This is a genomic window from Paenibacillus dendritiformis (assembly GCF_021654795.1).
Taxonomy (GTDB): Bacteria; Bacillota; Bacilli; order Paenibacillales; family Paenibacillaceae; genus Paenibacillus_B.
This window is the reverse complement of the sequence record NZ_AP025344.1, coordinates 3306884-3321584: the sequence shown is the minus strand read 5'-3', so window position 1 is coordinate 3321584 and position 14701 is coordinate 3306884. Positions and strand designations below refer to the sequence as shown.

Here is a 14701-nt window from a genome sequence, read left to right as displayed (position 1 = left end):
TCTTTTGCCGAGGCTCGGGTCAACAATCTGGAGCAGCAATTGGATGGCACGCTCCCTTCCTATGAGAAAGTCGAAGGCATCCAGGGAGGAATGCCGGGCCGGGGCCGCATGAGAGAGCAAGACGATGCGTCAGCGATGGGCCTTGGGGATTGTTTAGTTTTGGTATAGTCGGCAATGGTAATCTTATGTTCGTTCAATGATTTTCTTTTCCCCGGCATCTCACCCCCGAACCCGCACAAATTTTTCCCGCGCAATCGTCTGGCAAGCGCATTTTGACCGCATGAACGGCAATCAACAGCGAAGGAAGCTTCGCAATATAATACAAGGAAGATGCATCAAATGATGTCACTGCGCAAACTAATTATCATTATCGTGCTTGTCGTGCTGTCGCTATCCGGCATTCGCCTTGGTTTTATCTCGTTGGTGCCGAATGCTTCCGGCTTGAGACCGGTTCAGGGCCTGCTCGATCTGCGGGGACAGGATCTGGATTCGATACGCACAATTCCGTTGAATGGGGAGTGGGAGTTCATTCCGGGGGTACTGCTGATGGATGAGTTTCGCGGTGATGCTTCATCCGGCCGCGGGCCAAGCTATGTTCAAGTTCCCGGAAGCTGGAAGACGGTGACGGGATCCGCGATCGGGTATGGCTCATACCGGCTGCGCATCTTATTAAGTCCCGGACAGGAACGGTCTTTTGCCCTTCGCGTACAAGGAGCGGTAAGCTCTTCCGCGCTGTATGTCAATGGCAAGCTGCTTGCGAATGCCGGCTGGCCTGCCCCGAACGAGGCGGAGACCGTATCCCGTGATCTGCCTTATTCCGGTTATTTCGTGTCCGGCGGCGGAGAGATAGAAATTATCATTCAGGCGGCGAATTATTTTGACGGCGTGGATGGAGGGATATGGCGCCCCCTTTATTTCGGCTCTGCGGAGGGCGTGAATCAGGCATCATCAATAAGCATCGGTTCGCAGCTTGTCGTCTGCATCGTGCTCATCATGCACTTTATCTATGCTATTGTCTTGTTTGGCTTCGGAGTTCGGGACAAGAGCTTGTTTTATTTCTCGATGCTCATACTTAGCGCTATCTTTGCGACGCTAACCGATGACGACAAGATGCTGCTGGATTGGCTGCAGCTGGATTATGCTTGGAATATCCGGCTGCTGAACATTTCCATGCTCCTGGTGGCAGGCTTCATGCTTCAATTCGTCAGGTGTATCTTCCCGAAAGGCGCCGGAGCCAAATGGTTCAGGAGTTATACGGTGCTGAACGCCGCATCTGTCGCCATCATATCGCTCGCTCCGCCTCAGTTTACGCTTGATGTCATGCCGGTATTTGATATTGTGATGTTTATACCTTTTTTGGTCATGCCGGTTCTGATTATATGGGTTGTGCGGAGGAAGGAAGGCGATAGTGTCTATCTGCTGATTGCAGCCACCGCTATAACCGGAAATACGATATGGGGCTATGTCAAAAACACGGTGTGGAAGGAACTGGGGTATTATCCGATCGACTTCCTTGTCACGTTTCTCGCCTTTGCCGCCTTCTGGTTCAAGCAGTTCTACCGGACTTCGGCCCGGATGGCGGATGTGAATATGCAGCTCATCAAGGCGGATAAGGTGAAGGATGATTTCCTGGCGAATACTTCGCATGAATTGCGCACGCCGCTGCACGGCATTATTAATATGGCCCAGAGCGTGCTGGAGAATCAGCGTTCGTTGAAAGAGGCGAACCGCAAAAACTTGAAGCTGATCGTCTCCGTCGGGCGACGGATGTCGCATCTGCTGAATGATTTGCTCGATGTCTCCCAGTTGAAGCAAGAGAAGCTCCGGCTTCAATTCGATCGGATACCCGTTCATCCGGTGGCGAACAGCGTCGTGGAGATGCTCTCCTTCCTGACGGAAGGCAAGCCGATTCGGGTGGCGATCCATATTCCGAAGGAGCTTCCTCCGGTCCTTGCCGACGAGGATCGGCTCACCCAAATCTTGTTCAACTTGCTTCACAACGCGATCAAATACACCGACGAAGGCATCGTCATGATTGACGCCTATGTCCGCAAGGGATATGCGCATATTCGCGTCTCCGATACCGGCCGCGGCATGGATGAAGCGACGATGCGGAAGGCGTTCCAGGCCTATGAGCAGGGGGAAGCGAGCGCGAGTGTCGGGGGCATCGGCCTCGGGTTGAGCATTACGAAGCAACTGGTCGAGCTGCATGGCGGAACGTTGAAGGCGGATTCGCAGGAAGGGGCCGGATCGGTCTTCACCTTCACACTCCCGCTGGCCCCGCCGCCCAGCGCGGCCGGGAAACGGGATGATCTGGAGCCCCCCCTGCTTGAAAGCGAAGGCATAGAGCCTGCAGACAACCGCGAACGGCCTGCCCTGTCCGTTGACGACAGCTCGGCCGAAGTCGCTGCATCGGCAGATAGAATAAAAATATTGGCTGTCGATGATGATCCGGTGAATCTGAACGTACTGTCCAACCTGCTGCTCGCCGAAGGGTACAGCGTGACGACGGCCATAAGCGGCCGGGAAGCCGCGGTTCTGGTGGCCAAAGAGCGATGGGACCTCGTAATCGCCGATATCATGACGCCGCATATGTCCGGCTACGAGCTGACCCGCGCCATTCGCGAGCGCTTCTCCATGTCGGAGCTTCCGATCCTGCTCCTCACGGCTCGAAGCCGGGCCGAAGATATCTATTCCGGCTTCCGGGCCGGAGCGAACGACTATGTGACGAAGCCGGTCGATGCCTTGGAACTGAAATCACGGGTGCGGGCGTTAACCGATCTGAGACGCTCGATCGCGGATCTGCTGCGTATGGAAGCGGCCTATCTGCAGGCGCAGATTAAGCCGCATTTCCTGTTCAATACCTTGAATTCCATTGTGGCCCTGAGCAAGCTCGATACGGTTAAAATGCGTACGCTCATTGAATCGTTCAGCAGATACTTGCGGCTGAGCTTCGATCAGTGGAACGCGGAGCATCTGGTTCCGCTTGAGCATGAGCTGGATCTCGTGCGCGCCTATCTGACAATCGAGAAGACGCGGTTCGGCGACAGGCTGGATGTCATCTGGGACGTGACGAACGCCCTTCATGCGCAGCTTCCGCCGCTCACGATTCAGCCGCTTGTCGAGAATGCGCTCCGCCACGGTATCTTAAGCCGCTCCGAAGGCGGCATGATTCATATTCGAGTCGCGGCGGAGGCGGACGGCACGCATATCATCGTAGCGGACAACGGGGTCGGCATGGATCCGGCGGCAGCGGAGCAAGTCCTGCATCGTGAACAGCCCCCGCACGGGGGCATCGGACTGTTCAATACGGACAAGCGCTTGCGGAAGCAGTATGGACATGGGTTGATCATTCAAAGTGTGAAGGGGGAGGGAACGACAGTGTCCTTCTTCATTCCCGGAAGACTCTAACCGGCAGCGTTCCGCGCAGACTCAATTGAATCATTGCAAATACCTCTTCTATCGCAACCGTTTCCCCGAAAAGCCGCTGCCGGGAAGCGGTTGTTTTTTCGTTGTCGGTTTAAAGGGGACCGGCCATTTCAAAATTGAGGTATACTGTGCATAGAGAAGTGAAGGGAGAGCGAGGCTGAACATGGATCTGAACCAGATGATAAATGGAAAATCCGCCCGAGCTCGATTGCTGTCCTTCGGCGAATATTTCCGCACCACGGATCAGCCGTATGTTGAAATCACGTCATCGCATTCATATAAATATGCCGATGCGGTCAACGAATTTCTTGATGTTCTATACGAGGCTGAATTTCTGATTGCCGGTCTCGATTGGAAAACCTGGATCATAGAAAATCAGCTCCAGAGCGTCGATAACCATGACCGCTTCATTGAGCGCGCCGATATCGAGGATCTGCGGAAGCTGATGACGGCTTATGTGCGGCAGGAACGTTTCTGGGAAGGCTTCCTGGGAGATGTCATGAAGAGAGGATGGGTGGGCAAGGTGCTCGACCGGTTACAGGCTTTGACGGCGGAGGGAAAAGCGGCGGAATGACGGGTTGCGACGAGGCCGTGATGCGGAGTTGGTGAGATGAAAATCCTGCGTGAATGCAGGATTTTTCGCTACTTGTGGCCATATTTGATTAAACTCCTGTAAAAATGCATTATTTTCTCCGATTTTTGCCTTCTATCTATAGTACAGCCTGAGATTCCTGCAGTTTTGCAGGAATCTCTCAAATGGGCGACACCTCATAAGGGAAAAGCTGTATTTTTGCATGATTTCGGCAATCCGAGCTTGGATAATGAGGGGGCTGTCCCATCACCGCAGCTCCATACTGCGGGTGGGACAGCCCCCGATGAATTTTGAACTTTATTTTCGAACCGCTTCAAAAGTAAATATTTGATTGCCTTCCGCCGGCTGCTTTCCATGCGTATAATCGCTCGAGACTACGATGTCTGAGAACCCAATGTTTTCTAATACGAGCTTGAATTCCTCATTGCCGTACCAGCGAAGCGCAAAACGTTGAAGCTCGGATTGAATTAGCGATCCTTCGCGCCACTTTTCGTATTTTAAATAGGAAACGGAGTATTGATCAATCATACTAAATTCCACCAGTTTATCTTCCACGGTAATGACATCCCCTGATGGAAAAGGGAAGGTTGATGTAGAAGTCGTCCCTACCTCCATACGATCGGGCAAAATAAGGTCTATAATTATCCGTCCTCCAGGAGTGAGATGCTCGTAAAAACATTTAAGGGCGTTAATGGATTCTTGACGATTATCAAGCAAACAGAAAGATCCGGTTGGAATAATGATGGCATCGTATTTATGCGGCAAGGCTAAATTTTGCAGTTCTCCCTCGTACAACATCGGCCGTAAATTCCGCTCCTCGCAACGCTTGCGGCAGGAAGCCAACATCGCAGGGGAATAATCAATCCCGTCCACTAACAGTCCGGCTTCAAGAAGCGGGATGAGCATGCGTCCTGAGCCTACGGCCGCTTCTAGAATTCGGCCGCTGCATGATCGGAGTCTGTCGAGATAATACTCGATATCGCCTCCGACGGAATGCCCGACAGGTTTGGTAAGATCGTATACTTCCGTGCATAGATTACTGTAATAACTAAACATTCATTTTGTCCTCCGTTTCATATGATACGGAAGATTGGGTCAGGTAACCGAAATTATGCCTTCCGTATCTCTGTTTTTGTAGTTGGGGTTAAGTTATAAGAGCTGACTGTCATCGTACTCGCCTCTTTCTTTTGAGATAACCCGGATTCTACCATGGAAAGGTGCTTGATGCAATGATAGTTTGGAAGAATTCTCTTTGAGAGTCGATAGTTTGGAGGCTAGAGCCCAAGCGGCGTGGCTGTGGCTCTTCTTTTATGCCATTTTCTCTTTTTACCATGTTATGGACTTAGCTATCCGCTCCACCAATACTGCAAAAATGCAGCAATTTCATTGGTACGAGTATGCGAACATAGGATTACTGCGAAAATACAGCAATAATCCCGCGGCAAGGCGCAGATAGCGTTCAAAATCGCGAAATAATGCAGTTTTACAGGATTTTCCCGGAAATTAACCACTTGAGGCTAAAAATGCTGCGCCTGTGCAGCAATGTCCTGCCGTACCCGCTTGTTACAACAGAGGCGAGCTTCCTTCGTGCGCGTACCGCTTCACCCGCAGACCATCTTGCTCCATGCGCGTACCCGCTTGCCCTGAACTAACGGTCCTCCCTTCCCCGTCCCCGCCCCGCCTAAGAAAAAGACTGTCGACAGGACTTTGCCGACAGTCTGAAACGAGCCTGCTCTCATGCTAGGAGCAGGCTTAGTTGCAAGTGAATATTTGGCTTTATTGATAACCCTAGATCATCGTGAACAGCGTACCGAATACGGTGACCAGACCGACGAACAGCGCATAGACGAGGTTCGTCATGTTGGACGGCTTCATTGTCTTCCGTGGCGTGCATGAACAAGAACAGCTGCACCGATGCCTGGATAGCTGCACAGACGAGCAGGATGGTCAGTCCCATGGAGAACGACATATCCCAGAAGATGACGGCCAGCGCGACGACAGAAAGGATGAGAGAGAAGAACATATCCCATCACAAGACGAATCGGGAACAATTGTTTCCCCCCATGACAGCGCGAAACTGTACGCGGGCATGCAAGGCAATACCGGATGCCGCCGAGGCGATGATTCGGGCTTCATGATTCCGCTGCAATCCCTGAAATATGGGATGGTAAAATTATCCTGATCCTGTATAATTGAGAATGTTTCTTAATAACTCAATTCTACAGGATATGGTGATGGAGATGCATGCAAAAGAGGAGATTGTTGTCATCGGCGGTTACGGGCATGTGGGAAGGAACATTTGCAGGATACTGGGGGATCGTTACCCTGGCATGGTCTTCGCGGCCGGACGGAGCCGCGAGCGGGCCGAGCGCTTCTGCCAGTCCGCCGGAGGCAAAATCAGGCCGCTGGAGATCGATATCCGGAATCCGAAGCCGCCTGCGATGTTTGACGGCGTGAAGCTCGTTATCATGTGCCTGGATCAGGCCGACACGGGCTTCGTCCGCGAGTGTTTGCGCGCGGGCACGCACTACATCGATATCTCGGCGAACGGCACTTTTCTCCGCCAAGTGGAGCAATGCCGGGAAGTGGCTGAGGCTTACGGGGCGACCGCGCTGTTGAGCGTCGGGCTGGCTCCCGGCCTGACCAATCTGCTGGCGCTGGAGGCGCACCGGATGTTAGGCGAGACGGATGAGATCGATCTCGCGATTATGCTTGGGCTTGGTGATGCCCATGGGGAGGCGGCTATCGAATGGATGGCAGACAATCTCGGCGCCCGCTTCGACATCACGCGGAACGGGAAGCAGGTGGAGGCGCAGAGCTTCGCGGACGGCAAAACATTCGATTTCGGCGCGGACATCGGCAGCCGTCAGGCCTACCGCTTTCCATTCTCCGATCAGCAGTCCCTTCCGCGAACACTGAACGTATCTTCGGTCGCGACGCGCTTCTGCCTCGATTCCCCTATCGTCACCAGACTGTTGGCCGGGGCGCGAAGGACGTGGGCCGTCCGCCTGCTGCAAAGGGGCTGGCTCCGCAAGCGGTTGATCCGCAGCCTCGGAGCGCTTCGCTTCGGCGGAGACCGGTTCGCCGTCAAGGCGGAAGCTTGGGGGAGAAGCAGAGAGGGGAAGCCCGCCTTGGCGGAATGCTTCCTCCAAGGCCGGGATCAATCCGCCGCGACGGCGCGAGTCGCGGCTGCGGCCGCCGCGATGCTGGTTGATTCGCCCAGCCCGGCCGGGGTCTATCATATCGATCAGTTGACCGGTATGGCAAGCATGCTGAAGGAGCCGGGGCCGGACATCGAATACGATCTTCGTCTATCCGAGCTTGCGCCGGAAGGGAGGGAAGCCTGTTGAGCGCTTCCGCACACGGCAAGCCCGGAATGGCCGGCAACCAACGGGCATGGATGATGATGGCCATCTGCCTCAGCGCATTTTTGTCTCACTTCACTGCCGGGGTCGTGAACGTATCGCTTCCCCGGTTCATCACCGTGTTCCACTCGGATATCGGGACCGTGCAGTGGATGACGACGGGGTATCTGCTCGCCATTACGTCGCTACTTCCCTTGATGGGCAGGTTAGGCGACCGTTGGGGGCATCGCCCCATCCATAACTGCGGCATTGCCCTGTTCACGATCAGCTCTGTCCTGGTCGCGCTCTCGCCGAATCTCCCTGTCCTCCTCTCGATGCGTATTCTGCAAGCGGCGGGCGCTGCGATGTTCCAGGCGACGAATATGGCGCTCATCACGTTTCATATGCCGGGGGCGCATAGAGGGCGGGCTCTCGGATTCGTGAGCACAGCCGTTGCCCTGGGCGGGATGTCGGGACCGGTTGCCGGCAGCTTCACCGCGGCCTGGCTGAGCTGGCAGTGGGCGTTCCTGATTCATGTGCCCGTGGCGGTAGCGGCCACGGCGCTGGCTGTACGTTATATTCCCGCGGACCAGAAGGAGGAGACGAAGGAGTCCCCGCTGGATCTGGTCGGAGCCATCCTGTTCATGGGCGGCATTGGCACGGGAATCTACGCCATTGTGAACGGAGGCGACTTAGGGTGGGGTTCCCCAAGCATGCTTGTGCTGTACGTTGTCTTGCTCATCATCTGGCCGCTGAGCTGGATGTGGCAGTCCCGCCAGGAAGAGCCTTTTCTGCCGTTGGCGGCCTTCCGCATTCCGGCCGTGGCCTGCGGCCTGATGATTAGCTGCGCATCGTTCCTGCTGGCCAATATTGCGTTAGTCCTGATGCCGTTCTATATCTTCGAGACCACTGCGGTATCGGCGGCGGATGCAGGTTATGTCATGCTCGCGTATCCGCTTCTCTTGGCCGTGATCGGTCCCGTCGCGGGGCATCTGTCCGACCGGTTAGGCTCGCGGCGCTTGATGTGTCTTGGGCTGTGCGCCATGGCAGGCGGGTTCATGCTGTTCTCCGGATCATTCGGCGAGCTGCCGCTGTGGGGAATCATTTGCACGCTGGCATTAATCGGTTCGGGAATGGGATTGATCGCCTCGCCGAACAACAGCTTTATTATGAGCTATGCCGTGAAGGGAGACGCAGGCTCGATCGGCAGCATGATAGCGTTGACGCGCAACGTGGGCTTGGTGCTCGGGGCCGCGCTGGGATTGGGGCTGATGGACGACGGCGATCCCGCCAAGCCGCTGGAGGCTTATCTGCATATCTTCCGTCTGGGCGCTTGGATCGGAGCCGCCGGCCTGCTGCCGCTGGGATACAGCTGGTATGCGGGGAGAAGGGCGTTGAAGCGGGGGGCTGGCGTCCGCGCACAGAAATGACGGCAGGCCCTGGTCAGGCCCCTGTCTTGCGCCGCTTCGCACACTCTTGACTTCCGCGGGAAATCGCGGTATGGTCAGGATAAATCCAATGCAGAAGACATGAAAAGCAGGAACAGCGAAGACCAAAGACATGAGCGCCACGGAACGCATGCACAGAGAGGGGGCCCACGGGCTGGAAGGCTCCTCTTGCGGGTGGCTGCTTCCTTCTTTGCAGCTGCGGACTCCGGCAAGCCGCCGGCGGCCGCCGGGTTACGCCGTTATCCGTAGCAGAGGAACGCCCGCTTCGGCTGGCGTTCGAATGAGGGTGGTACCACGGCGCATTCGTCCCTTCGGGGGCGGATGCGTTTTTTGCGTCTTCCCGGCCTGTCATCGGAACGATGACTCGCTTCCCGCGATCGTTCAGCGTTTCGATCCCCCGGGAGGGGTCAGGCACAGCAAGAGCGGACCAGGGCGTTTTTTTCGTGCTGCGGCGAGGATGCAGGACATGCTTTTTTTGTCGAAAAGGGAGGTTATGGCATTATGCGTCAAACTCAATTATTGTCTCCAACGCTGCGGCAGGCTCCGGCGGATGCCGAGGCGGCAAGTCACCAGCTGCTTGTGCGGGCAGGGTACATCCGGCCGTTGGCGTCAGGCGTCTATTCGTACCTGCCGCTGGGCTGGAGGGTGATGCGGCAGCTGGAGCGCATCATTCGGGAAGAGATGGACCGGGCCGGGGCCCAGGAGGTTCATCTTCCCGCGCTGCTTCCTGCCGAGCTGTGGAAGCAGTCGGGACGGTACAGCGTGTACGGGCCGGAGCTGATCCGCCTCCAGGATCGCCATGGGCGGGAATTCGCGCTCGGCCCGACGCATGAAGAAGCCGTTACGGCGCTTATCCGGGACGAAGTAAAATCCTACAAGCGCGTGCCGCTTACGGTGTACCAGATTCAGACGAAATACCGCGATGAGCGGCGTCCGCGCTTCGGCCTGCTGCGCGGCCGCGAGTTCCTGATGAAGGATGCCTATTCATTCGCTATCGATACGGACGGATTGGACGCCAGTTACCGCGCCATGTTCGACGCCTATCACCGGATTATGCGGCGCTTGGGCCTCCGTTACCGCGCTATCGAGGCGGACGCGGGAGCCATCGGCGGGGATGGGGCCACGCACGAGTTCACGGTGCTGGCCGATGTCGGCGAAGATACGGTCGTCTCCTGCACGGCATGCGAGTATGCGGCCAATCTGGAGCGGGCGGAGAGCGGAAGCGCAGCAGGGAATGGAGCCGGCGGGCGAGAAGGCAGCCGGGAGGGCAATTATCCTGCGCCGGAACGCTTCCCGACGCCGGGGATGCGGACGATCGATGAACTGGCTTCCGGTCTGGGGCTGAAGCCGTCCGCTGTGATCAAGACGCTGATCTATACGGTTGACGGTGCGCCGGTCGCGGTGCTCGTGCGGGGCGACCATGAGGTGAACGAGATCAAGGTGAAGAACTGCCTTGACGCGGCTGCGGTTGAATTGGCGGACGAGGAGACGGTCGCCGCCGTGTCGGGCGCGCCGATCGGCTTCGCCGGACCGATCGGGCTTCGGCCGGATGTGCGTGTGCTCGTCGACCGGGACGTGGCTTCGATGAGCGAAGGCATCGCAGGCGCCAATGCCGAGGACACTCACGTGAAGCATGTCGTCCCCGGCCGCGATATCCCTCTCGAGACGGTCGGCGATTACCGCAACGTCATGGAAGGGGAAGCCTGTCCGCATTGCGGGGAAGGCCGCCTGCAGTTCCACCGCGGCATCGAGGTCGGCCACGTGTTCAAGCTCGGCACGAAGTACAGTGCCGCGCTCGGCGCCACCGTGCTCGACCCGAACGGCCGCGAGCAGCCGCTGCTCATGGGCTGCTACGGCATCGGGGTCTCGCGCCTGCTGGCGGCGATTGTCGAGCAGCACCATGATGAGCGCGGCATCATCTGGCCGCGGGCCATCGCGCCGTTCCAGGTCCACCTCATTCCGGTGGCATGGAAGGATGAGGCACAGCGGCAGGCAGCCGAGCGGCTGTATGCGGAGCTTCAGCAGGCCGGCATCTCCGTGCTGCTCGACGACCGCGAGGAACGGATCGGCGTGAAGCTGGCCGATGCGGATCTGTTCGGCATGCCGCTGCGTCTCGTCATTGGCAGGTCGATTGCCGAAGGCATGGTGGAATGGAAGGAACGGGCGGGTACAGGAGCCGAGACGGTTCGGATTGAGCATTGTATAGATAATGTGCTGGAATGGGTGTAAAATAGGCCAAAAGACCGCTGACCCTTCAGGCCCGGGAACCTATACTAAATACTAATTCCCGATTTTTTATATGGCGGTGACAAGCTGCTCGAAGAACGCCTCCTGCGGCGGATTAGGTCCTATGATGCAAGCCCGCTTCTCGATTTCCGCTGTACCGTTGCCGGCAAGTTCGTTGCGGGCGGCGAGACGTTGGACGTGACGGGCTGTAGACTCTATTCAGGAGCACAAAAGATTATCGCTGCCGCAGCGGATCGGCGATTACATCCCCGAGAAGGGAAGCAGGCATCTATCCGACGGATCGGCTGGAGAGTCCTGTCCAATCATCTGGTCGATCCCGGGGGCCGATACTTGGCACGCTTGCTTTCGATGCCTCGCAGGATGCACGCGGCAGAGGTTGGGAGCGTCGTCGCTTCGAGGCCATATTGCTTGATAGATGCCGCCGTGACACGGATGTGTTGGACAGGGAAGTGGGACGGGCCCAAGCATGTTACATCGGCGCAATAGAATGGGCCTGATTGAAGGATTCCTTTCCGGATTCATCGTCCATATTATGGATTTGGCGCGTGCGCCTTTCTTGCAGCTGGCCCGCCAGTATACGGAAGGGAATGAATCGGTTTTTGCAATCCAATGTGTAGAGGAGGTGTTGCGTTGAATTTTGTGGCATGGGCAATCGTAGCCAGCGAAATCGGCTTCTGGGTCGTTATCCTGCTCGGCCTTTTCGCGCGTTATGTGCTCAAGAGACAGAAGCTGGGACTGATTCTGCTCGCCCTCACGCCGGTCATCGATCTGATCCTGTTAGTTGCGACAAGCATCGATTTATACGGCGGAGCCACGGCGACAACGGCGCATGCCCTCGCTGCGGTATATATCGGGGTCTCGATCGCCTTCGGCAAGCCGATGGTTACGTGGGCGGATGAACGATTCCGGTACTATGTCGCCAAGCAAGGAGCGAAGCCGCTGAAGCGGTATGGGATCGAGTATGCGAAGCATTACCTGAAGAGCTGGATCAGGCATGTGCTGGCCTATCTGATTGGCGCCGGGCTGTTGGTCGGGCTCATCTATTTCATCAATGACGCCGCCCGGACCGAAGCATTGAGTGGGGTGCTGCGGCTGTGGACGGCCGTATTGGGCATTGATCTGATTATTACGGCTTCCTATTTTATTTGGCCCAAGAAAGAAAAGGCGCTGGAATCACGATAAAAGCCGCCGATGGTCCCGATGATGGAATGCGTGGAAAGCCGGGAAAGGCACGTTCGGGCAGCTGCCCGGATCGAAAAGAAGCAGAAGAGAACGAAAACCGGTTGTGTTTACCGGTTTTTTGTTTTTTCCGCTTTTGCAGAGCGGAAGCAATTATCATTGCATCGGTTCTATTTGTATGCTTTGATCAAGAGAACTGCGATTTTTATCAGGAGCTATGCGAGAGAGGAAGTCGTCACGATAAAATCTCCGGGATGTGTCCCGTCAGTAATCAGAATGGTGGGGTAAAGGATGAAAACAGATCAGAAGTTACAGTTTCAATCTATTCTGGAAGAAGATGTGGCCCGTCTGACAGAAATCATGACCCGCGCTTTTGACACGGATACGAAGCAATTTCTTGGGCGGGAAAAGGGCGGGCCTGATGGATATGACACAGGCGAATTTATGACGCGATGGGCGATAAATTCATCGGCTCAGTCTTATAAAGTATTGTTGGATGAACAGCTGATAGGAGCTGTCATTGTGTGGATCAATGAAAACAACGAAAATGTTTTAGGTTGCTTGTTTGTCGATCCATCCGTGGAGAATCGCGGAATCGGACTTGCCATATGGAGATACATCGAGAAGAAGTACCCCGGCACGAAAAAGTGGATAACGGAAACCCCTGGATACTCCAAAAGAAATCATCACTTTTATGTCAATAAATGCGGATTCAAAATCGTAAAAATAAAAAATCCGATGAGCAGGGATGACGAGTTCTACGTTCTGGAAAAAGAAATGTAGTTCGATTGCGAAGGGGAATGCAGTGAAGCGCCACTTCACTGGCATTCCCTCAGATCGGAAGAGGCTGGCTTCAATCAATGGGCTTCTTCACCGGTTAGAACTTCTTGTGCAAATTCAACGAGCCGTTCTTTCGCAGCAGCACCGGAAATACGGTATTCCATGAAGCCTCCTTCGCTCTTTTCCACCCAGTTAAGGGCGTGATCATAATAGTAGGCTTCTGTGCCATTTATATTTACAATGTGCTCTTCTGAGGGCTGGGCATCAAAAAACTTCGATTGCTCAACCCCTTTTAGGAAATTGATCCGGTAACTGATTGCCTGGTCGCCAGCTTTATATTGCAACGCCACAGACTGGATTCCGCTTCCGGGCTTCCTCACCGCATAGGCATATTCCTTGCCTTCCAACGTCTTGCCATACGTTAGAACGCTCTCATCCTGGCCTTGAGGCTGATAGTCCTTGTATAGATAGCCAGCTTCGAATTGGTAACCGTCAGGAACATGAATGGAAAGGCGGCTGTTCGCCAATGGTCCTTTGATTGCACTCTTCCATTCGTCTTGAGTTGTATATTCAATTGGTGAAGTCGTCCACAATATTTGGTCCGTATTCTTCTTGGCGATTTCTTCTTTGCTTCCAAAATAGACGACGGCTGACTCGCCTGGCTCGATTCTCGTCTCTACCTCTTTCAGTATTTTGGTTTGCCAATCCGGAATTTTCGAATCTGTCTTTCTGATCTCCATGACCGTATTTCCGGCTTTGTCCCGCAACTGCAACCACTCGCGGGCCGCATAAGAAAAGCCGCTCAAAAGGATGATACTGCAAACGGCGACGGCCAGTCTTTTGATCGTCAAGACAGGGGCTTTCCGCGAAGCAGGCATTCTTCTTTCCAGGTGCGCGATCCGCTTCATCACGCGATCGGAAAAATCTTTTTCCGGAAGATTTGTCATCTCCATAACATCCTTGATATTGCGGATCATGCCAGCTTCCGCAGATACATCGTTATGTTTCATTGGCTAGTCCCTCCACTTGTTGAGACCAAAGCGGTCTCAGTCTTTTTTTAATCCGCTCATATTTTTTGCGTGCGGTGGCTGGTTTGCAGCTCATGATTTCACCGATTTCCTCGTAGCTTCGTTCATCAATCACCCGTAACAGAAGCAGATTTCTCTCTTCTGAAGAGAGCTGGCTCAGCATCTCCCCGACGAGATCGCTATAATCCCGTTCGCATCCGGCATTGAGTTGCTGCCATCGGTAGAAGCCGAACGCCTTGTACCGGGTGTTACGCTTTTTCATTGCATTGATGCAGTGATTGTAGGCGATCTTGTATAACCACGAGGTAAACGAGCTGGTCTTGGTGTAACGGGCGATATGTTGATAACACTTGATAAAAATATCCTGCACCGCGTCCTCGGCTTCTTCCCGATGACCTAACATATGCCAGCAATAGACGTGAATCCGGCGTTGATAGTGTTTGACCAACAGCCGAAACGGCTCCTGTCGGCCATCTTTGACCTGCATGACGATCTGTTCAATGTCCGCATCGGATAATGGTGCGTCTGCTTGATCTTGTTTCATAAGCACTCCTTTCGCGGGGCCCCTCTTACACTCGTAATAACACAACAATAAGCTGTTTTGTGACAGGTTGACCGATTTTTTTTCAGGCCTGCCTTATGACCCCCAGAACA

At 55.0% G+C, this 14701-nt stretch carries 10 protein-coding genes and 1 pseudogene; 7 read left to right on the top strand and 4 right to left on the bottom strand.

The genetic code is table 11. The annotated features are described in order from the left end of the window. Positions 1–339 precede the first annotated feature (339 nt). Both L6439_RS14615 and L6439_RS14610 read left to right on the top strand, forming a co-directional pair. Positions 340–3411, top strand: a complete 3072-nt coding sequence (locus tag L6439_RS14615; protein ID WP_213468384.1) for an ATP-binding protein — start codon at positions 340–342, stop codon at positions 3409–3411. Between the two features lie 181 nt (positions 3412–3592). Further along, positions 3593–4003: a DUF6508 domain-containing protein gene (locus L6439_RS14610; RefSeq protein WP_213468385.1), complete on the top strand. Its 411-nt coding sequence runs from the start codon at positions 3593–3595 to the stop codon at positions 4001–4003. Between the two features lie 315 nt (positions 4004–4318). Here the strand turns inward: L6439_RS14610 and L6439_RS14605 are convergent, their stop codons facing one another. Together L6439_RS14605 and qoxD are read right to left on the bottom strand one after the other, a co-directional pair. After that, positions 4319–5077, bottom strand: coding sequence for a class I SAM-dependent methyltransferase (locus L6439_RS14605; RefSeq protein ID WP_168182891.1), 759 nt, complete (start codon positions 5075–5077; stop codon positions 4319–4321). A gap of 732 nt (positions 5078–5809) precedes the next feature. Beyond that, a pseudogene (gene qoxD / locus L6439_RS14600) lies at positions 5810–6051 on the bottom strand (cytochrome aa3 quinol oxidase subunit IV). Positions 6052–6255: 204 nt separating this feature from the next. Here qoxD and L6439_RS14595 point away from each other — a divergent pair. The 5 genes from L6439_RS14595 (at position 6256) to L6439_RS14575 (ending at position 13022) form a co-directional block, all read left to right on the top strand. After that, positions 6256–7371 (top strand): saccharopine dehydrogenase family protein, encoded by a 1116-nt coding sequence (locus tag L6439_RS14595; protein WP_213468387.1) that lies wholly within the window; start codon positions 6256–6258, stop codon positions 7369–7371. Further along, entirely contained in the window at positions 7368–8795 is a 1428-nt protein-coding gene (locus tag L6439_RS14590; protein ID WP_237096472.1) for an MFS transporter, read from the top strand. Before L6439_RS14595 ends, L6439_RS14590 begins: the two co-directional genes overlap by 4 nt. 519 nt (positions 8796–9314) lie before the next feature. After that, complete coding sequence (locus L6439_RS14585) at positions 9315–11042, top strand: proline--tRNA ligase (RefSeq protein WP_213468388.1); 1728 nt, start codon at positions 9315–9317, stop codon at positions 11040–11042. Between the two features lie 648 nt (positions 11043–11690). Continuing rightward, positions 11691–12242 carry a hypothetical protein gene (locus tag L6439_RS14580; protein ID WP_168182894.1) on the top strand — a complete coding sequence of 184 codons (552 nt, stop codon included), beginning with the start codon at positions 11691–11693 and terminating at the stop codon, positions 12240–12242. A gap of 288 nt (positions 12243–12530) precedes the next feature. Next, positions 12531–13022, top strand: a complete 492-nt coding sequence (locus tag L6439_RS14575; protein ID WP_213468389.1) for a GNAT family N-acetyltransferase — start codon at positions 12531–12533, stop codon at positions 13020–13022. A 74-nt stretch (positions 13023–13096) separates the two neighbouring features. Here L6439_RS14575 and L6439_RS14570 read toward each other — a convergent pair whose 3' ends face one another. Both L6439_RS14570 and L6439_RS14565 read right to left on the bottom strand, forming a co-directional pair. Next, entirely contained in the window at positions 13097–14029 is a 933-nt protein-coding gene (locus L6439_RS14570; RefSeq protein ID WP_213468390.1) for a hypothetical protein, read from the bottom strand. Then, complete coding sequence (locus tag L6439_RS14565) at positions 14019–14591, bottom strand: RNA polymerase sigma factor (protein WP_168181380.1); 573 nt, start codon at positions 14589–14591, stop codon at positions 14019–14021. Before L6439_RS14565 ends, L6439_RS14570 begins: the two co-directional genes overlap by 11 nt. Between the last annotated feature and the right edge of the window lie 110 nt (positions 14592–14701).

Bases quoted from the DNA above. Each gene is read 5' to 3' on its own strand.
- L6439_RS14615 (WP_213468384.1), top strand. From the start codon at position 340: ATGATGTCACTGCGCAAACTAATTATCATTATCGTGCTTGTCGTGCTG.
- L6439_RS14610 (WP_213468385.1), top strand. From the start codon at position 3,593: ATGGATCTGAACCAGATGATAAATGGAAAATCCGCCCGAGCTCGATTG.
- L6439_RS14605 (WP_168182891.1), bottom strand. From the start codon at position 5,077: ATGTTTAGTTATTACAGTAATCTATGCACGGAAGTATACGATCTTACC.
- L6439_RS14595 (WP_213468387.1), top strand. From the start codon at position 6,256: ATGGAGATGCATGCAAAAGAGGAGATTGTTGTCATCGGCGGTTACGGG.
- L6439_RS14585 (WP_213468388.1), top strand. From the start codon at position 9,315: ATGCGTCAAACTCAATTATTGTCTCCAACGCTGCGGCAGGCTCCGGCG.
- L6439_RS14575 (WP_213468389.1), top strand. From the start codon at position 12,531: ATGAAAACAGATCAGAAGTTACAGTTTCAATCTATTCTGGAAGAAGAT.
- L6439_RS14570 (WP_213468390.1), bottom strand. From the start codon at position 14,029: ATGAAACATAACGATGTATCTGCGGAAGCTGGCATGATCCGCAATATC.
- L6439_RS14565 (WP_168181380.1), bottom strand. From the start codon at position 14,591: ATGAAACAAGATCAAGCAGACGCACCATTATCCGATGCGGACATTGAA.